The following is a 19,535-nucleotide window of genomic DNA, read 5'->3' as shown; positions in this document are numbered from 1 at the left end:
ATTGAACTGGACAGTTCATAACATTTCTGGATAGATCACCGTGTGCAGTACTGGTTCATTTATATTTTCCTTTTCTTCGCACCGGATCCACCACACCGAACCTTTTTTAACGCGCAATCCGGGAGGAACAGACGGAATCAGGTAATTCGCAATTTCACCCAAAGTCGGTTGATGCCCAACTATCACCACCGTGCCTTCCGCATCAGGCCAGTTAGCTGCGGCAAGTACGGCACGAGCACTGGCACCAGGACCTATCGCTGCATCTGTTAAAAAATCGAGCTGCAATGCCATCGCCGTCTGCTGCGTCCGGCGGGCCGGGCTGACGATTATACGCGCTTTTTCCGGCAATTTTGGTTTAAGCCAATCCGCCACGCGTCTTGCTTGGTCCAATCCTTTCCCCGTCAATTGACGTGCCATATCGGGAAACCCCTCTTCCGCTTCGGCATGACGCCACAGAATCAATTCCATCGCTATTTCCTTAAGGTCCCTATTTAGGACGGTTAAATAATTGCGCACAGCAAAGATTAGCATGCAGACGATAAGCGGCATTCAATTTCTTATTGATGTAACCGGCGCCGCAACTCATCCCATAAAATCGGTATCTTTTACTGATTCACTACTATCAGACTCAAAACCGCCAAAACGAAAGATTTGACTATAATTCCATTGGCTATCGCAAGCAGCTCAAGAACCAATCAGCGGCAAACTGCGCAACCTGTTCCAAAGTGCCCGGTTCTTCAAATAAGTGCGTCGCTCCGGGCACCAGCACGAGCTTTTTCACGCATGTCATTAGAGCATAAGCCTGTTCGTTTAATTCGATCACACCATGATCCGCGCTGCCCACGATTAGCAGCGTCGGTGCAGTCACTTGATTTAACGCAACTGCTCCCGCCAAATCAGGGCGGCCACCGCGCGATACCACAGCAGCAACGGCATTTCCCATTCTGGCAGCTGCTTGCAAAGCTGCAGCTGCACCGGTACTGGCGCCGAAATACTCGGCTTTGAGCGCTTTCGTTTCAGGATTCTGCTGCAACCAATCAGTGGCAGCAAGCAAGCGCTGCGTCAGCAGATCGATATCGAAACGCTGGGCATAATTCTGATCTTCCGCGCGCGTCAGCAAGTCAAACAGCAATGTACCGATACCGCGCTGTTGCAACACTTTGGCAACATAAGTGTTGCGCGGACTAAAACGGCTACTGCCGCTACCATGCGCAAACAGCACAACGCCCGATGCTTCGGGTGGCAATACCAGCTCGCCACTCAGCTCAACTGACCCAGCCGGAATTTTTACCGTGGTCATGCCACCGCTCCGATTCTGACCGGAATGCGCTGCCGGCCGAATTGACCGGTGAATTGTTCAAAACGGCCCGCAGTGGTGGCATTGCAGTTTTTACAGCGGCCCTCCGCGGTCAAATGATACTGTTTGATCTCATACCAGTCGCGCACAATCACGGCACTGCCGCAACCGGGACAATAGGTCGTATCACCTTCGATATGGTGCACATTGCCGGTATACACATAATGCAGCCCGGCATCCAGCGCGATCTGACGCGCCCGAATCAATGTTTCAGGCGGTGTTGGCGGTATATCGTCCAGCTTGTAATCCGGATGGAAAGCGCTGAAGTGCAGCGGCACACCGGGCCCCAGTTCTTTCATGATCCAATGGCTCATGGCAGTGATTTCCTCGCTGGAATCGTTCAGTCCCGGAATCAATAGTGTGGTCAACTCAAGCCATACATCGGTTTCGTGCTTCAAATAGCACAATGTATCCAGCACGGGCTGCAAATGCGATCCGGTTTGTTTGACGTAAAATGCTTCGGTAAATGCCTTCAAGTCCACGTTGGCGGCATCCATTTTGGCGAAAAAATCACGCCGCGGCTGGGCATGAATATAACCTGCCGTCACCGCAACCGTCTTGATCCCTATGGCATGACAGGCATCCGCCACGTCCATCGCATATTCGGCAAAAATCACCGGATCGTTGTACGTGAACGCCACGCTCTTGCAGTGATATTGCTCCGCACAACGCGCAATCGCTTCCGGACTGGCCTGATCCAGCAACTTGTCGAAACTGCGTGATTTGGAAATATCCCAGTTCTGGCAAAATTTGCAGGCGAGGTTGCAACCCGCCGTGCCAAACGACAACACACTGCTACCGGGATAAAATTGGTTGAGTGGCTTTTTCTCAATCGGATCGACACAAAAACCGGATGAACGTCCGTACGTTGTCAGCACCATCGTATCACCTGCGCGTCCGCGCACAAAGCAGGCGCCGCGTTGTCCTTCGTGCAGTTTGCAATCACGCGGACACAAATCGCATTGAATCCGCCCGTCCTCCAGCCAATGCCAGTATTGGGCCGGAAATTGCTCAGCGCTACTAATGGGCTCATCCATGCGCAACCTCCCGGACATAATCGGTTTCACGCCATTTGCTGACGGTATAGCGCGATAGTTTGATATCGGCTGTCCAGAAATCTTCCGGCAGGCGGGCTTTTGATTTCAGTTTGGCAAGAAACTGTTCCGGTTGCGGCAAACTTTCCCATACCTGGGGCAGGAATGTACTGCGATAAGGTCCACATTCAAACACAATACCGTCAATATCCGGGCGCAATTGCGCGAGCGCATCGGCTTCACTGCGAAAGCTGAGCGCTTGCAGTTCGGAAAGCAATGATACTTCCACACTCACTTTGTCCAATTCGTCCGCCGTCAAGGGCATGAAGCGCGGATCGTGCAAGGCCGCCGATATGGCATTGTTACTCACATCGTCAATCAACGGATCGAACGCTTGCAAGGAACCGATGCAGCCACGCAACTCGCCGCGCTGCGTCAGTGTGACAAATGTTGCGCCCGGCCGGGAAAGCCAGAACATATGGCCATCCACCGGCGCCGGGATGCAGGCTACGCGCAAAGACTGGCAAATAGCAGTGCGCGCGATTTGCAGCAGTATTTTTCCTTGCTCATTTTTTTCAATCGCACCTGTCATATTCCTCCCTTAATTAAAGGCCATGGCTGCATAACCCACCACTCGATCGCGCGATCCCGCGGTATCTCCGGAGTTTCTTAAATCAAGCAAATGCGGTGTCAAATGATGCTGTTGCGCTGCGATGATCAGCCCATTGATCGCAATGCTGCCACACGCATGATCGTGTGCAATCGGCTGCCGTAACTGTAATATCGCTTGCACGGTTTCATTGTCCATGCGTTGTGCGGCAGCATAAGGTAAATAATGCGACAGATCGGAACTGATCACAATCAAGGTTTCTTCGCCGCCCCACAACTGCTCCAGTATTTCCGCTACGTCTTCTGCCGATGTCCAGCCAATTGCCAGCGGCAACAAAGTAAAATCACCCAGCACACGCTGCAAAAAAGGCAACTGCACTTCGAGGGAGTGTTCCAAGGCGTGCACTTCCCTGCTGACCGTCACTTGCGGAAAATGCGCAATCGCCGCGGCAAGCTCCTGATCCAGCTTCACGCTACCCAGTGGTGTATCAAAGACATCCACTCCGGGTAAAGCCAGACCATGCACCGCCACACGATGCGCCGGCCCCAGCAGCACCACACGCCGGATCGTTGCTGCGGCGGCCCGCAGACTGGCATATGCCGAAGCGGCAACCGCACCCGAGTACAGATACCCAGCGTGCGGAACTATCAGTGCTTTGGGTTTGAAATCATTGAATTTGGCTTCCGCCAGCAGATCGTTAACATCCTGCGAAAGCTGCCGTGCATCGGCGGAATAAAACAATCCTGCAACCGCAGGTGAACGAATCATAGTCATGCTGCTTTCCTCTCCCGAGTATCGTTAACATAAGCGTAAGACACACAATCCAGTAGAAGATTGCAAATCAGCACCGTCAGTGCACAGGTACTATCCCTCAGCACCACGACACGTGGCTCTGGAGAATACCGGAGGTTTAATTTGTGGTGGGATTGCGGGAGAACAAGCGGTTAAAGCAAGCAACCCGTCATCCGTAGCGAATGACAGGGCTTTATTGATGCGAGTTTCGGCTTACCAGCCATCGCGGTAAATATTCAGCAGCGTGATGGCATTATTGGTTAGGTCGGTAATGCTATGCCGGTCAAAACGCAAATCCAGCAAATCCACCTTACGGCTGGATAACATTTCCTTCAGCTTGAAATTGAATTGAATCAGCGGCGTGACATGATGGGAACCCAAGTATATTTTTCCGGTTTTATCGGTATTGGAAACCGGATCGTGCACATCGGCAATGACGAAAATCAGATCCTCGAGTTCTTCGGCGGGCAGCGTAATCCGATAGGTATCAAAGAAATGATCGGGAACCGGAGACGAATTGAATGCAAATGTTTCCAAGCCCAGTGTAGCGCCAACCGCCTGCGCCAGTCCACCGCCTAACGAGTGTCCCGCGACGGTAATTTTTGCACCGGGATTGCGGCTGATCACACTTTGAGCGAATCGGAACGCATCCTTGAATTGATCGCTCACTACGCCAGCTCCAATCGCCGTATCAGCTAAGGCGTCACTAGCGGTATCTTCCAGTTCCTTGAATGAGCAAGGAAAATCGCAAGTTTCCGTGCCACGGAACACCAGCGCCAGTTCATTGGTTTCACGGTTTCTAAAGACACCGCCATCCATTCCGGAGCTTTTCCCATTGGATTCAATCAAATCCCAAGAACCCACCGCCACATTATCATAATCGTAAATGGCATCGGCCAGTTGCGCATACGGAATCGACCGCGCCAGCAAATCAACCGCCCGCCGCTCATTGGGCAGCAACATGCCATAGGGCTTCCAAGTAGCATTCGGCACATAGTTGGGATTGACATACAGCGCAACCGTGGCCAGCTCAAACACTGACACGGCATCGTCCGTATCCACATCGCTATCCGTCACCCAATTCAAGCTGACGTTATAGCGCTCCGTGCCATTCGGCTTGGGGATATCGACTTTAGGCAGTGTCAGTTGGCCATTGATAAACGAAAAAGTCGGGCTGTCCGGCTCGGAAGCATCGTCCAATTCCGTGCCTAACAATATAAACCGGTTCGGATTATCCGCACCTAGCCATTGCAAAGAGGCTTTGTACAATTGCTCACCAGAGTCGTCTTTTACAATCACTTTCTGCAAACAGACGAGTCCGTTCGACTCAAAAAAAGTGACCGGTGCGGTCAAAGGCGCACAATCATCCGGTAGCGCCCGCGCCATCGATGCAACTAACATCAGAGCAGAAAAACTGATGAATCTAAATGAAAATAAATACCAATCTTTCATGAATTGCTCTCTTGTTTGGTTTAATCGGGCGCCTGCTATTTGACTAGCAGCAGCATGTGAACATACCCGCATTGTAACTGAAAAGTGAAATCAACCCGCTGCTTCCAATAGCGATCCCCCGGATTCCCCCTGCACATTCACCCACACATGTGGCAAACCCAGTGTACTTAGCCATTCGGGGCCATCTTCTTCTTTCAGCATACCGATGGTCGATGCGCTACCGGCAACCACGCAGAATTCGCCGATCACGCTGACAGCCGCCATAAAATGAACCGGCCAGCCGGTTTTAGGATTCAGCACATGACCGTAGCGGATGCCATTCAGCGTGATGCAACGTTCATAATCCCCGCTGCTGGCCAGCGCGCCGGAATGCAGCAACAATGTCTGCAAAACACCGCCGGGGATGCGCGGATGGCGGATGGCAACACGCCAGGGACTGCCATCGTCGTGCGGACCGATAATTTTGATGTCGCCGCCCAGGTTGACGAGACCATGCTCGATACCGGCATCCCGGCATAGCGATGCTGCGCGATCGACGGCGTATTCCTTGACCACGCCGCCAAAATCAATTTCCATGCCCGCAACCGTAAATGTCAGAACCGGGCACTGCCAGCTGATTTTATGCCAGCCAATCTTCTCCAGCAGCAACTGAACGGCTTCCTGTACCGGTATTTTTCCCGATTTAAAATCCCACGCGCGCCGTAAAATTCCGGAAGTGACATCAAACAAACCATCGCTTTGCTGGTGACAAGCCGCCGCATAATCGAGCAATCCGGCGGTTTCATCGTCCACCTGGATACAACCGCCTTGAGCCGCGACGCGATTCATTTGGGATAAAAAACTATCCGCCCGGTAACGGGAGTATTTAGCTTCCAGGCGATATACATCATCCATGACAATCCGGGCGGCACGTTGCGCTTTTTTTGCACTGCCCGCGTACAACTGAATCGAGCAAGGGGAGCCCATTGCTTTAAAATCGTAGTGGTAATAATTCAGATGCGTCATGTGATTTCACCCGGGAAGCTGCGCGCACCCGGGATTTTGAAAAGGAATACATCCTAGCTTAAAACTGATAGCTCCAGGTTGCGGACAACATGCCCTGGCGATTCAATTGATAACCGTTAAAGTCGCTGCGAATCGGCTGCACCCATTCAATTCCAAGTCGATTTCCGGCAAAACGGCCGCCCGGAATTTGCGCATTGACGCCAAACCCCATATCCCAGAATTGCCCGCCATAATTACGCGGAAAATCCATCGGCCCGATGCGCGCATTATATTGATTGAAGTCGCGATGTATCGCATCCTGCCAGGTATAAACACCACGCACAGAGGCCGTCAGCCAGCGAGCCAGGTCCAAGCCACCCCAGCTGGTTGCCTGAAACATATCGCCCAGGCGATAACCGGATTGATTCCGGTCTTCCATACGCTTAATGCCGCTGATTTGCGTACCCCACGACCAGCGGTTGTACTCGCCCAGATATGTCAGACTCGGCGTGAAGTCCCAGGTGCCGCTGCCCAACTGCATGCCGAAATGAATCAGTCCGCCATCCGCGTTAAACGAGCGGCGTATTTTGATATCAGTCTTTCCGGTTGGCGCGCTGAACCCCAGATTCACATGCACACGGTGACCTGGAATATCCAGCAGCTTGATCAGCGATGAAAAATAGGTATCGCCCACGGCGCCACTTTCATGACCCGCTGCGCCATGATGACTGTGCGCGCCAGAAGCGTCTACCCTTGCCCCAGCCAGCTGGCGTAAATTCATATCCATATCCATGAACGTCGGCATCAGCATCACGTTGAGCCACTTGGTCGGCGCATACATCAGATCGACCATATGCATCCGCATATCCATGAATTGCGGCGTAAATTGACAGTCTTTATTGCCGCAACCTTGGTCGACGATCGCCTGATCGCTGACTTTATGCGCGCCATGCATCATATTTCCACCGGTCCACTGATACATGAATCGATAGCCTGCCATGAAATCGCCGGGTTTATCGAGCATATGACCAAACATGACCGTAGCGGGCGGTATCTTATGATGGTGCAAGGAAGAATGCGTGTGGGCGGTGAAAGATCCGCTTGAAGTTGTGATTGGCATGGATGCATCCGGCTCAATATCAAACTTTATCGCCGCATTCGCCACATAGTAATCAAAATCGGCGAAGCTGTTATTCCCGCCGCCAATTTGCATGGAACTGGCGCGCGTATAGTATTCAAACCCCGCCTCCAGCGCGACACCTTTACCGAGTATTTTGCTCAGTACCACACCACCGCTTAATGAGCCAAAACCCGCCAAACGATGGTCGCTGGAAAAATGCGCAGGCAGTTTCCCAGCATCGAATAAGGTTAATTTCGGCTGTGCATCCACTGAAAACCCATCAACCGCACTCCCGTTCTGATCGACCAGATTAGATAGATCGCTCCCGTAGTACTGAACTGTAGGATTCTTTCTATCGATCCACACTTGCCGACCGAAACTATCGACTTCCTGATTTCTGTAATTTTGTTGAGAAAATAAGTAGGGCCGGTAAAAGCTTGCAGAATCCTGTGAATAGTAACGAACTCGCGGCGTCAGCGTCCATCCGCCACCCAGCGGCTGCACCCAGCTCGCATCAAAGGTATGCGTATTGACGCCCCAGTCGTCGACCGACAGCCGGTAGCCCAAATGCATCGCGGCATTAAACGGGCTAATATAATGCACGTACTTAGTGCTGAGGGCGACTTGATTGCGAATGTTGGGACGTTGTTCGATCAAAGCACGCACATCACCGATAATCAAGTTATCGTTTAATTTAGCCGGATCAATAAAGATAACTGACGTTGCCTTGTAAGGGTTCTCCAGAAATCCGCTGCTATGCGTATAACCGATACTGGCATCGATCAATGCATTCTTGCTTAGAATCTGCGTCAAACCGGTATTCGCCACCCAATCCTGCCGGTCACCCTTCAGAATCTCAGAACCGCGGCGATTGACGATTTGCTGGGCATACGCTGTTTTGGTGATATACGGCGATGAATCAGGATCCAGAATCGCACTGACCTGACTGTCCGTATAGCCACCACCGAATTTAACGCTGGTTAGCTTTTGGTTAAAGTCCAGCCGCCCGCCAATACTACCGAAACTCGAATGATAGTCACGCTCCCGGGAAAAACCACCGCCCACATTTAAAGCTGCCTCATTCCATTCGTAGCTCAAGCCGAAATTAGCTTGGCGGCGGGTTTCCGGAGAAGCCGATGACATGACCAGTACCGATCGGGTATCGACGACACCGGTCGATTGCTTGGTAATCGGGTCTCTTCCAATCGGATTCAGATCATGATCTAACAGTATTTGGCTGTTAAGAATAGGAGAAGCGCCGACCACGACCCCATTAACGGTATAGGGACGATTACCACCACTGGTGGCCAGTGGCGTTGTAGATACCGGCGTTGCACCCGACCAAGTGTCTTGGGTATAACCAAACGTAAATTTGGCGCGGTCGGTTAACGAGAAAATACCGCTGCCATGTAATACATCGGCCGAAATCGGCTTATAACTTTGGGGAACACCATAGAGATTACGCTCGCCTTCCTGGTAACGGCTATATTGGAAATTGATCCGGTCCGTTCCGGCAGCGTGCGCGGGTGATATCAGTAAGCCGGGCAACATGAGTGCTGCTGACGTCAGCGCTTGTAGGGTATGGCTGCTTGACTTTACAGAATGTGTTTCAGGATGAGTGTATCCTTGCTTGCTGCCCTGGCACTGGGGTCTTTTATTCTGCTGCAAATTTACTTACCTTTAAAACAACCCCGATCAGGAGTCAGTTTAATAACATCCACAGCCGCCGCCACCTGCAGACGATTTGTGACTGGGTGCCGCCTCACGGCTGCTGTAATTATGGGATTGCATTTCGGTTTGCAAGGGATGGGGATCGATGTCCATTTGCGGTTTAGCAAGATTGCCACGCTCCCAGGGAGCGACACTCACACAACCCGTCATTCCGAACAATAGGGTGAATGCAAATGCAATGGCAGCATTCCGAGTCAGTTTCATACTGGCCGGAGTAAACATTCAAAATCCCTGATCAGGGATTCTCCATGACGAGTTGTGCTAGTAAAGCACGCAATTCTTCTGTTTCGCCGGGACGGAATCCTTGATGAACATGCCGAATATTGCCCTTTTTATCAATGATAAAGGAGGTTGGCATCGCCATTACCTCAAGAACCTTGGCGCATGTTTTAGCCGGATCCGCAACAATGGAAAAGTGAGCCGGGTGCTTGGTGAGAAATTCTTCTGCATCCTTAACTTTTTCATCAAGGTTGACACCAATCACATGTAGCCCCTGCTCTTTCATATCGTGCTCAAGTTGATTCAAGAATGGAAAGGACTTGACACAAGGCGGACACCAGGATGCCCAGAAATCCATATACACCACTTTCCCTTTCAGTTCCTGTAAGGCCAAAGCCGGCTTGCCATCCAGTGTTTTTAAATCACAAGCCGAGGATATCTGTTCAAGATGATCCGCTAATGTGCTTTTGCTGCACAACAGTAGTAACGCGATAATAAAAAACGACTGTTTGATTTTTCTCATTATTTATTTCACTTATCTAGTTTAAAACATTGTTGCAACAATCAATTGCTGCAAATCATTACTCGAATTGTTTCACGGTAATTTCCGTCGCTGTATGTTCATTGCTGGCAGTCATGCAATGATACGAGACAATAAAAGATCGCGCACCCGCAATCGTTTTATTTACGAGTATTTGATATACACCACTTCCACCTTGTACCCTGGCTTCAGGGCTAAAGTTTCCATCTCCGGAAACAGGGTCGGTCGTACTAGCGGCGCGGCTTCCTTTAATAATTTGCAAACTAACCAGGAGCTTATCTTGTGGTGGATCTAGAGGCGGCGAAGTATCTTTGATACTCGCAACCAGACGATCCGTCACACCAACATCATCAATACAGGTCACGAGCGCATATCCCGTAAAAGATGCAGTCGTGCCATCTGGATCCATGGTAGCACCAGCTTCATGCGCTCCGCTTACACCGGCATAACCAAGCGTAATCATGGCAAAAGTCGTTGCTACTGCTTTTTGAAATAATAGATGTGACATGATCGTAATCCCTCGCTGGATGATCTATTCATAGAATAGTTATTATAAAAAACCGCGTAATAGAATTGTGGCCGTCGTGCGCAACTGAAACTGCATTATAACCGCTTCCCTAATTTGCAGAAGTTTCCTGAAAACGAGTATGCGCTAGCGCATACTGCCATGTTGCGCTTAATCCAAGTGCCGCCATCAACATCAAAGTACGATATTTAAATTTTCCTGTCGTTTTAAACATCTCAAGTATCCTATCCTTTAATCTGACTGTTAAAAAACCTCACTCTAATAAAAGCGGAGGGAAGAGTGAGGTTGTCGTAAAGAACTTTGCTACTTCGGCCAGATCTGAGTACCATCCAATTTGATCGGCATGTCGCGGTTTATCTGCGCTGCCGAAGGCTTCACTTCAACCACCACCCCGGTACCACAGGACGCTGGCAAAGCGCTGGTGCGATTAATGGTGTATGGTGCCGGACCATCATCGGTCGTGCTGACACGATCGTAAATCGTTCCCAGACTATTATGTGTCCAGAGATTCACGGTATCAGCATTGAAACCGGCAGCATCTGTGATCTCACAAATGTCCGCGATGGAAATATTAAATTTGACGCTCTTCGCGCACGAAGTCGGTTCAATCACCACGGCACCGGCTCTAAACGGAATATAACCATTCAGATGATGCGGCAAAGAATCACCACCACCGGCCCAAAAACCGACAACATTACTGTTTGAATCAGTCTTTTCATCCTGGAAACTGAAAACAGCCCGGCTATAATTTTGCTGCATCAGGTTACCCCAATTCTGTACGAAATCGGTCAACGGACCTGCGTGCGCCGCACCGTCAACTGTAATCGTGGAATCGACACCATCTGGGAATACCACGCTGGTACCTATGACGTTCTTTTCTCCACAGCCGTGACCAATGATGACATTATTGGTTATTCGGGTATTTTCATTGACTGTCGCCGTTTCCAAGCGTGTATGGGCGGATGCGATTTGCGTCGTGCCTGCCAGAACAGCAATAGCGAGAACACATTGAGTAGATAAATTGAATTGTTTCGTCGTTAACATGAAAAATATCCATTAAATAGTTTAATTATTTTTTATCTTGTAAACAGTTTTGCTTTCATATGTGAAGCAATCATTCTGCTGATCTAACCGTTCAAAATAAAACTGAAAAAATCTTTTTATAATTGACGAGAAATTTAATTTCCAGAAACTTATAGAAAAAGAATCCTTTTCCACTTTGGATGATATTTTTCATTCCATACAATTACAATGTGACAAATTGTCGCACCACACAAAATCCTTGCTGCAGCCACCTCGCCAAGGTGCGGCATTTTGCCGCATTCCATCACTCAGGGCTTACCTCTAAAATGCTGTCGCTGCAAATTCAATGCAGCACTTCTCTCTTTATCCATGCGCATCTTCAATTCGTAGGCAAAACGATGAATCATTTGACTTCCGCTCAGGTACTGAACCGGGTGTGGCTTTACTGTACTGTTTTTCTGACCGGTGCCGCAGTGATGGTAATAGAACTGCTCGGAACCGATTGATCGCACCATTCTATGGCGCCAGTCTCTATGTTTGGACCTCGGTCATTTCGGTCACACTGATCGCATTGGCTTTGGGCTACTTTGTCGGTGGCCGCTGGGCGGACCGGGCAAAAAAGACGGGATTGGCCTTGATCATCGCGTTGTCGGGATTACTGACGCTCCTGATACCGTGGCTAACCGCACCGGTATTGCTTGCCACTGATGCCATGGGACTGCGCATGGGTGTTTTTATCAGCACATCGGTATTGTTCTCGCCCAGTTTGATTATGCTCGGCATGATCGGACCGTTTGCCGTTAAATTGGCTACTGCCAGTTTGGATGGTGTCGGTGCCGGTACCGGTTCTATCTATGCCGTCAGCACCGTCGGCAGCGTCATTGGCACTTTATTTCTCGGTTTTTATTTATTCCCCCAGATCGGTTCGCGTGAAATCTTCATAGGCTTGGGTATCGCCTTATTGATACTGGCCGCTGGTGTTGCTTATTTCGAGCGGAAACGCATCAGCTTGATGACTGCGCTGCCCCCTATCGCTGCATTGATGGTAGTCGGAATAGCGTTATTGCCGCGCGTCGCTGATTCCGCGCACCGCACCGCGAACAACGATTCCAACCACATTCAGTTTGAACGCGAAAGTCTGTATGGCTGGGTTCGCGTCATCGACAAACCCGAGGAGAATTTTCGCCTGCTGACCGTGGATGCATCGACCATAGGCGCAGCGACGATCAGCCATGGTGAAAATGTGCTGACTTACCAAAGAATTGTCGATATTTTACCCGCGCTGACACCTCACATTAAGCGGGCGCTGCTGATCGGTCAGGGTGCCGGGCATATGGCAATGACATTGAAAAATCACGGCATCGTGACAGATACCCTGGAAATTGACCCAGCCGTCGCCGAAGCGGCAAGTCAATATTTCGGTTTCACGCCGACAGGTGAAACGATTATCGGCGATGCGCGCTATGAGATCCGCAAATTAACGAATACCTACGATTTGATCATCCTGGATGTCTTCACCGGCGGCTCGGAACCGGTCCACTTGCTGACTGTTGAAACAATGACGCAATTGCGTTCCCTGCTTTCCGAACACGGATTGCTCGCATTGAATTTCGTAGCATTTTTTGAAGACGGTAAGAATAAAGCACTGGCTTCCGTCGCAAAAACCCTAGCACAGGTTTTTACGCATCAGCAGGTATTTATTTCCGAACCGGATACGGAATTTAACGATTTTATTTTTCTTGCCGCAAACCGCGAACTCGAACTCAACAATGAAGCCATGTCAGCCGCACAAAGCGACTGGCTGGTAAAGCGCCGCATCGCTATTGATCCAGGACTGGGCGTGATCTTAACGGATAACCTCAATCCGCTGGAAATACTGCAAATACGCAAATCCGAGCAGTACCGCCGTCTCATTGTGGAATTACTGGGAATCGACAACTTTATCCGCTGATTTCACAGCGGCTGCGCGTGCTGTTGCAGCATCTCCGCTGCATGCTGGCGCGTTGTTTCAGTGATACTCACACCGCCCAGCATGCGGGCGATTTCTTCCACGCGCTGCTGCTGATCCAAAATAGTGATCGTGCTGATAACCGGTTGATGCGCCGCTTGTCCGGCGGATTTCTCCACTTGCCATTGGTGATCGCCGGTCGCAGCTACCTGCGGCAGATGGGTAATACACAGAACTTGCCGCTCCCTTCCGAGTTTTTTCAGTAAATAACCGACAATCTCGGCCACTTTCCCGCCGATACCGACGTCGACTTCGTCAAAAATCAGTGCCGATACCGTCCCTACCTTACTGGTGATGACTTGTATCGCCAAGCTGATCCGCGACAACTCACCGCCCGATGCTACTTTGGCCAGAGGCCGCAGCGGCAACCCTTTGTGCGCGGCCACCCGAAACTCGATTTGCTCCAGACCGTGCGCATTGCCCTGTTCCATGGGAATCAACGCAACCGAAAACTCGCCGCCCGCCATCGCCATCGTTTGCATGGCGTCACTCACCTGCTGGGATAACGCTTCACTGGCTTTTTGCCGTGCAACGCTCAATGCCTGCGCTTGTTGTAAATAATCAGTGTGTGCGGCGGCTTCAAGCGCTTGCAAATGACCGATATCCTCATCCGAACCCAACAGACTCAGTTGCTGCGAGATCGTTTCAAGCAGCGAGGGTAGTTCCTCTGGCAGCACGCGGAATTTTCTTGCCGCTGCGTGGATCGCCGACAACCGCTGCTCGATCTCCTGTAATACTTGCGGATCCAGATCCAAACGCTGGCGATAATGCTTCAATTCATAAACACTTTCCTGTAACTGAATTTGCGCCGCATCCAGCAAATCGGTAATGGCTTTAAGTTCGTTGTCATACTCGAGCAAATTTTGCAATTGATTGTTTACACTATTGATCTGCGCCAGCACCGCTTGTTCACTTTCCGATAACACATCGACTGCTGTATCCGCGGCCGCCAGCAAAGCCGCTACATGCGACAACCGGCCATGATCGGCTTGCAGTGTTTGCCATTCCGGCAGGGTAAAATTTAACGCGGTTAATTCTTGTAATTGCCATTCCAGCTGTTCGCGTTTTTCCTGCGATTCCGCTGTGCGTTGTTCCCGGGCGATGCGTTGTTGATAGCAATCTTGCCAGTGTTGATAAGCCATCCTGACCGCGCGCGTTTGATCCATACAACCGGCGAAGGCATCGAGCAATTCGCGCTGCGCGTCTTTTTGCAGCAGAGATTGGTGCGCATGCTGGCTATGAATGGCAACCAGGTACTCGCCTGCCGTGCGCAGTTGCTGCAATGTCACCGCATGGCCGTTGATATAACTGCGCGAACGGCCGCTGGTTTCAATAATGCGGCGCATCAGACAACTATCCGGATCGCCCTGCAAATCATTGTCATCCAGCCACTGTTGTAACCCCGGTAAGCGGCTGATATCGAAAGTCACATTGATTTCCGCGCGTTCGCAACCATGCCGGATCTGACTGGCGTCACTGCGCTCTCCCAGGGCAAGGGTCACGGCATCGATCAAAATGGATTTACCCGCGCCGGTTTCTCCGGTCAACACCGTGAATCCGGGCATGAAATCCAATTCGATTCGGTCCACAATGACAAAATCTTTGATGCTCAGGTGCTTTAGCATGATTGCTCAATGTAACTCAGGGAAATTCACTCCACCCCAGTTTTTCCCTCAGCATGCGGTAATAACTGTGGTTGACTGAATGCAGCAAACGCACCGTCTTGGGAAAACGCCGCACGATGATGTTATCCGTCTGTTCCAGATCAAAACAGGAATGACTGTCGCAATTGATACGCACATTGGCGCTGCTGTGCATCTGGATTTCCACGCTTGAATCCGGGCCGATCACGACGGGGCGGTTACTGAGCGTATGCGGGCAAACCGGCACCAGCGCAATCAAATCCAGGCCGGGATGCAGGATCGGTCCACCGGATGATAACGCGTAGGCGGTAGAGCCGGTCGGTGTGGTGACGATCAATCCATCGGAGCGCAAGGTATTCACATATTCGTTATTAACCTTCACCTCAAACTCGATCATGCCGCTGCTCATACCGCGATACAGCACAACATCATTGAATGCCAGGCTGCCGAAGACGCTCACGCCATCGCGGATGATTTCCGCATACAGCAACATGCGGCGTTCGGTGGTGTATTTTCCCGCCAGCATCTCATCCAGCGTCTCAAACATGGTTTCCACCGATAAGTCGGTAAGAAATCCGAGCCGCCCCTGGTTAATGCCGATCAATGGAACATCATACGACACCAGCATGCGTGCGATATTGAGCATCGTGCCATCGCCCCCCATGACCACAGCCAGATCGGCTTGCGCGCCAATTTCTTCCAGGGATAATGCCGGATACCGGTCACTGCCAATCTGCGAAGCTGTGAGATGATCGAGTAAAACCTTATAATGCTTGGCAGTCAGATACTCGGCCAGATTCAACAGCGGCACCGCGATTTCTGGATTCTTATGTTTACCGATCAGTGCAATGGTGGTGAATTGGGAATTCATAACTTAAAACAATCGCTTGCTTTGATTGATATTGGCCGTGAGGTTTGCATTGGCTGTAAATACCGGAATTACCATTATAATAAAACGAGTTAGTGAATAAACAATACGGCCAGGCTTGCAAAATTTTGTCTCGTACATATATACCCACAAAAGTTGAGCCACCCGGAAAAATTCCAAACCCATGCTGAAACTCCGGCCCATATTGACAAACCGGCAAGCGGGAAAGTTTAGCATAGATAAGATAAGGCAAAATCACCGCTTATAACCAAATTATAAAACCAGCCGACTCGTGTAGAATGATGCCATGTTAAACGAACGTGCCCAAATCTTATTAAAAACACTGGTAGAACGGTATATCCATGAAGGTCAGCCCGTTGGTTCCCGGGCGCTATCGAAGTTTTCCGGATTAGACTTAAGCCCCGCAACCATCCGCAATGTCATGGCCGATCTTGAAGAAATGGGATTGGTAGCCAGCCCGCATACTTCAGCGGGAAGAGTTCCGACACCGAAAGGCTACCGCCTCTTTGTCGACACCTTGCTGGTCGTCAAAACGCTCGACAAAGTGGAATTGAATCATTTGGAAAACCATCTGCACCCGGACAATCCTTCGCGCTTGATCAATGTCGCATCGCAGTTATTATCGGATCTGACCCGCTTTGCCGGTGTCGTAGTCACCCCCAAACGAAAAGGCGCGGTATTCCGTTACATCGAGTTCATGGCGCTATCCGAGAAACGCATTCTGTTGATTATCGTCACACCGGAAGGCGATGTGCAAAACCGCATTATCTTTACCAATACCCCATACAGTCAGTCGGATCTGATCGAAGCCGGTAATTTTATCAACCAGCATTATGCCGGTTGTACGCTGGATGAAATTCGCGGCCGTGTGAATACCGAATTAAAACAATTGCGTGGCGAAATGATCAGCCTGATGAGTGCCGCGATCGAAGCCGGTGGTGACGCCATCAATGAAAGCAGCGAAGCCGTGGTTCTGGCAGGCGAGCGCAATCTGTTGCAGATCGATGATCTTTCGGACAATTTGATCAGCTTAAAAAAATTGTTTGAATTATTTGAGCGCAAAACCAAGTTATTGCAATTACTGGAACTCAGCAGGCAAGCTCATGGCGTCAAGATCTTCATCGGCGGCGAATCCGATGTGTCATCACTGGAAGAATTCAGTGTCGTGACGGCACCGTATGAAATAGAAGGCGAAATTGTCGGTACAGTCGGCGTCATCGGCCCGCGACGCATGGCTTATGAGCGCGTTATACCGATTGTCGATATTACCGCAAAACTGCTTTCCAGCAGCTTGTCGCAACACTAATTTATTCCTCCAAAAACAATAAACTGATAGTCATGACTTCACAATCCATTTACCAGCACGGCTCACCGAATCGCACCGGTGTTTTATTAATTAACCTGGGAACACCGGATGCGCCGACAGCGCAGGCGCTACGCCCCTATCTCAAGGAATTTCTCAGTAATCCGCGCGTCATTGAAGTGCCCCGCTTAATTTGGTGGCCCATTTTGCATGGCTTTATCCTGCCTTTCAGACCGAAAGCCTCGGCGGAAAAATACGCAAAAATCTGGACATCCGAAGGCTCTCCGCTGAAAGTGCATACCGAGCGGCAAACGGAACGCTTGCGCGAAGTGCTGGCAGCAAAGTTCAAAAACCCGCCCATCGTCGAGTATGCGATGAATATCGGCAAACCCTCCGTTGCCGATGTGCTGACCCGCATGCAGCAGCAAGGCTGCGAGCGCATTCTGGTCATCCCGTTGTTTCCTCAATATGCCGACAGCAGCACGGCAGCGGCGATGGACAACGTATTTGCTGTGCTTAACAAGATGCGTAATCAACCTGCGATCCGTACCCTCAAGCAGTACCATGATGATCCTGGCTATATCGCAGCGCTGGCGCAAAATGTCCGCGACTACTGGGATACGCATGGCCAGCCTGACAAGCTGATTATCAGTTTTCACGGTACCCCGCGCGCCAGCCTGGATAAAGGCGACCCTTATCATTGCGTATGCCAGAAAACCGGGCGATTACTAGCTGAAGCGCTGGAATTGAATGCCAGCCAATACGCCGTGTGCTTTCAATCCCGCTTCGGCCGGGCTCAGTGGCTAACACCCTACACCGCCGTCACCCTGGAACAACTAGGCAAGGAACATACGCGACGCATTGATGTGATATGCCCTGGATTCGTCTCCGATTGCCTGGAAACCTTGGAAGAAATCGCTATCGAAGCGAAACACACATTCATACAAGCGGGCGGCAAGGAATTTCACTATATTCCGTGCCTCAACGAACGTAGCGATTGGATTCAAGCTCTAGCCGACATCACCAGCACGCATTTGCAAGGGTGGCTGGACATCGAAGTTACCGAGGAAGCTGCTAAATTATCCAGGAAACTGGCGTTGGAATTGGGTGCTAAAGATTAAGAATTAATCTCCCCTCGAGCAATCTCGAGGGGAGACCGGTTTTAAACCATCAATGGCCGGATTGGCGCATATGTTTCATCGCTTCTTCGCTGTGCTTAGCCGATTCCGCACCATGACCCATATCAGCATGTTTGATCGCTTCTTCTAAATGTTGGATCGCTTCATCCATATGTTTATGCGATGCTGCATGATCATCTCTCGCCGCTTTTGCGTGCGCCAAGCTTTCTTTTGCATGACTCAGGGACTCTTTCGCATGTCCCATTTCACCATGCGCTTGCGCCTTTCCGGCGTGCTCCATCGCCTCAGAAGTATGTCCTGCGTCAGATGCCAATACAGGAGTACTCATGAAACATGCTAATGCTCCAGTTACAATCATTGTAGATATAATACGCATGATAATTGCTCCTTTATATGAATTACATTGATAACATGAATACTTTTTAATAATCTCAGTGACTGGATAACAGCTTTATTGAAGAAGCATTAACTTTCTCCAACTAACCAGAACACTAGATTCCAGTATATACCCATTTCTTTATTTATTGTATGCAAGCGGCAAGCGCTGATTGCTTGTCCTCATGCATATTTACAACTTCGATGCAAATTTTGCAAAAAACTACCCATAAAGTAATCTGCCGCAAAAATGAGGTATTGGGTATGTGTTTCAAACTATGGATTACATCCCAATGAGAGGGAATAAACATTCCCACAACCAGATCACTGAAAATCGCAAACGAAAACCGAAGAGATTGAGTCCGTGAATAACGAGAATGCATGCTGCTTGTGGTTTTCAATCGATGACAAGCCGAATCTACTAAAATGTAAGAATCCCTAGCGTTGTTTACAGTATTCAGGAGAATACTGTAAATGAACATACACAAACGTACTCGTTTAACATTATTGGATCGTCAGGAAATCTGGCGGCTATATCAAACCCGGTTGTGGAAGGTAGTTCAGCTGGCAGAACACTTCCACGTCAGCCGTCCAACGATTTATGACGTACTGAAACGAGCTAGGTTACAGGAATTTATCCCGCGTGACAGTACCAACCAACGATTCAAGACGTTGCAGTATGGCCTTAAACGTCTGGCCAAGGTCGAGCAAACCATCCAGGAACGTCTCAAGCGTGAAGCGAAGCGCTATAACAAATCTTACCCGGGCGAGCTCGTTCATTTCGATACC

At 50.1% G+C, this 19,535-nt stretch carries 21 protein-coding genes; 5 read left to right on the top strand and 16 right to left on the bottom strand.

What is annotated here, in order from left to right; genetic code table 11:
• Nucleotides 1-15: 15 nt before the first annotated feature.
• The 13 genes from sixA to BLU57_RS11390 form a co-directional block, all read right to left on the bottom strand.
• Complete coding sequence (sixA, locus tag BLU57_RS11445) at nucleotides 16-468, bottom strand: phosphohistidine phosphatase SixA (protein WP_090320884.1); 453 nt, start codon at nucleotides 466-468, stop codon at nucleotides 16-18.
• Between the two features lie 202 nt (nucleotides 469-670).
• Nucleotides 671-1,300, bottom strand: coding sequence for a dienelactone hydrolase family protein (locus BLU57_RS11440; RefSeq protein WP_090320881.1), 630 nt, complete (start codon nucleotides 1,298-1,300; stop codon nucleotides 671-673).
• The gene (amrS, locus tag BLU57_RS11435) at nucleotides 1,297-2,394 is read right to left on the bottom strand and encodes an AmmeMemoRadiSam system radical SAM enzyme (protein ID WP_090320878.1); all 1,098 of its coding nucleotides are present in this window, start codon (nucleotides 2,392-2,394) and stop codon (nucleotides 1,297-1,299) included. Before amrS ends, BLU57_RS11440 begins: the two co-directional genes overlap by 4 nt.
• Nucleotides 2,387-2,983, bottom strand: a complete 597-nt coding sequence (gene amrA / locus BLU57_RS11430) for an AmmeMemoRadiSam system protein A (protein WP_090320875.1) — start codon at nucleotides 2,981-2,983, stop codon at nucleotides 2,387-2,389. Before amrA ends, amrS begins: the two co-directional genes overlap by 8 nt.
• 9 nt (nucleotides 2,984-2,992) lie before the next feature.
• Nucleotides 2,993-3,775 (bottom strand): AmmeMemoRadiSam system protein B, encoded by a 783-nt coding sequence (amrB, locus tag BLU57_RS11425; RefSeq protein ID WP_090320872.1) that lies wholly within the window; start codon nucleotides 3,773-3,775, stop codon nucleotides 2,993-2,995.
• A 231-nt stretch (nucleotides 3,776-4,006) separates the two neighbouring features.
• Nucleotides 4,007-5,245 (bottom strand): Tle-like phospholipase domain-containing protein, encoded by a 1,239-nt coding sequence (locus tag BLU57_RS11420; RefSeq protein ID WP_256206264.1) that lies wholly within the window; start codon nucleotides 5,243-5,245, stop codon nucleotides 4,007-4,009.
• 90 nt (nucleotides 5,246-5,335) lie between these two features.
• The gene (locus BLU57_RS11415) at nucleotides 5,336-6,250 is read right to left on the bottom strand and encodes an FAD:protein FMN transferase (RefSeq protein WP_090320869.1); all 915 of its coding nucleotides are present in this window, start codon (nucleotides 6,248-6,250) and stop codon (nucleotides 5,336-5,338) included.
• Between the two features lie 58 nt (nucleotides 6,251-6,308).
• Nucleotides 6,309-9,017: a DUF3570 domain-containing protein gene (locus BLU57_RS11410; RefSeq protein ID WP_256206263.1), complete on the bottom strand. Its 2,709-nt coding sequence runs from the start codon at nucleotides 9,015-9,017 to the stop codon at nucleotides 6,309-6,311.
• A gap of 39 nt (nucleotides 9,018-9,056) precedes the next feature.
• On the bottom strand, nucleotides 9,057-9,302 hold the full coding sequence (locus BLU57_RS11405) for a DUF4266 domain-containing protein (protein ID WP_256206262.1): 246 nt from the start codon (nucleotides 9,300-9,302) through the stop codon (nucleotides 9,057-9,059).
• Nucleotides 9,303-9,315: 13 nt separating this feature from the next.
• Nucleotides 9,316-9,822: a TlpA disulfide reductase family protein gene (locus BLU57_RS11400; protein ID WP_090320864.1), complete on the bottom strand. Its 507-nt coding sequence runs from the start codon at nucleotides 9,820-9,822 to the stop codon at nucleotides 9,316-9,318.
• Between the two features lie 58 nt (nucleotides 9,823-9,880).
• Nucleotides 9,881-10,348: a hypothetical protein gene (locus BLU57_RS11395; RefSeq protein WP_090320861.1), complete on the bottom strand. Its 468-nt coding sequence runs from the start codon at nucleotides 10,346-10,348 to the stop codon at nucleotides 9,881-9,883.
• 109 nt (nucleotides 10,349-10,457) lie between these two features.
• Nucleotides 10,458-10,580: a hypothetical protein gene (locus tag BLU57_RS16640; RefSeq protein ID WP_256206261.1), complete on the bottom strand. Its 123-nt coding sequence runs from the start codon at nucleotides 10,578-10,580 to the stop codon at nucleotides 10,458-10,460.
• A gap of 89 nt (nucleotides 10,581-10,669) precedes the next feature.
• A complete protein-coding gene (locus BLU57_RS11390) occupies nucleotides 10,670-11,410 on the bottom strand; it encodes a hypothetical protein (protein ID WP_090320858.1) in 741 nt (246 codons plus the stop codon).
• A gap of 209 nt (nucleotides 11,411-11,619) precedes the next feature.
• On the opposite strand from BLU57_RS11390, the gene BLU57_RS16635 reads away from it, so the two are divergent.
• Nucleotides 11,620-11,895 carry a hypothetical protein gene (locus BLU57_RS16635; protein WP_256334407.1) on the top strand — a complete coding sequence of 92 codons (276 nt, stop codon included), beginning with the start codon at nucleotides 11,620-11,622 and terminating at the stop codon, nucleotides 11,893-11,895.
• Nucleotides 11,892-13,340: a fused MFS/spermidine synthase gene (locus tag BLU57_RS11385; protein ID WP_256206260.1), complete on the top strand. Its 1,449-nt coding sequence runs from the start codon at nucleotides 11,892-11,894 to the stop codon at nucleotides 13,338-13,340. Before BLU57_RS16635 ends, BLU57_RS11385 begins: the two co-directional genes overlap by 4 nt.
• 2 nt (nucleotides 13,341-13,342) lie before the next feature.
• Here BLU57_RS11385 and recN read toward each other — a convergent pair whose 3' ends face one another.
• On the bottom strand, nucleotides 13,343-15,022 hold the full coding sequence (gene recN / locus BLU57_RS11380; protein WP_090320855.1) for a DNA repair protein RecN: 1,680 nt from the start codon (nucleotides 15,020-15,022) through the stop codon (nucleotides 13,343-13,345).
• Nucleotides 15,023-15,038: 16 nt separating this feature from the next.
• Nucleotides 15,039-15,911, bottom strand: coding sequence for an NAD kinase (locus BLU57_RS11375; RefSeq protein ID WP_090320853.1), 873 nt, complete (start codon nucleotides 15,909-15,911; stop codon nucleotides 15,039-15,041).
• 304 nt (nucleotides 15,912-16,215) lie between these two features.
• On the opposite strand from BLU57_RS11375, the gene hrcA reads away from it, so the two are divergent.
• Together hrcA and hemH are read left to right on the top strand one after the other, a co-directional pair.
• Nucleotides 16,216-17,235, top strand: a complete 1,020-nt coding sequence (hrcA, locus tag BLU57_RS11365) for a heat-inducible transcriptional repressor HrcA (protein WP_090320847.1) — start codon at nucleotides 16,216-16,218, stop codon at nucleotides 17,233-17,235.
• Nucleotides 17,236-17,267: 32 nt separating this feature from the next.
• The gene (hemH, locus tag BLU57_RS11360) at nucleotides 17,268-18,353 is read left to right on the top strand and encodes a ferrochelatase (protein WP_090320844.1); all 1,086 of its coding nucleotides are present in this window, start codon (nucleotides 17,268-17,270) and stop codon (nucleotides 18,351-18,353) included.
• 49 nt (nucleotides 18,354-18,402) lie between these two features.
• On the opposite strand, the gene smbP is transcribed toward hemH, so the two are convergent.
• Complete coding sequence (gene smbP / locus BLU57_RS11355; RefSeq protein ID WP_090320841.1) at nucleotides 18,403-18,747, bottom strand: small metal-binding protein SmbP; 345 nt, start codon at nucleotides 18,745-18,747, stop codon at nucleotides 18,403-18,405.
• Between the two features lie 473 nt (nucleotides 18,748-19,220).
• Between smbP and BLU57_RS11350 the strand changes: the two genes are divergently transcribed.
• Nucleotides 19,221-19,535 (top strand): helix-turn-helix domain-containing protein (locus BLU57_RS11350; protein WP_176776432.1); only part of this gene is annotated, 315 nt, incomplete at its 3' end.

The organism is Nitrosomonas oligotropha (assembly GCF_900106555.1).
GTDB classification, from domain to species: Bacteria; Pseudomonadota; Gammaproteobacteria; order Burkholderiales; family Nitrosomonadaceae; genus Nitrosomonas; species Nitrosomonas oligotropha_A.
This window is presented reverse-complemented; position numbering and strand designations above follow the sequence as displayed.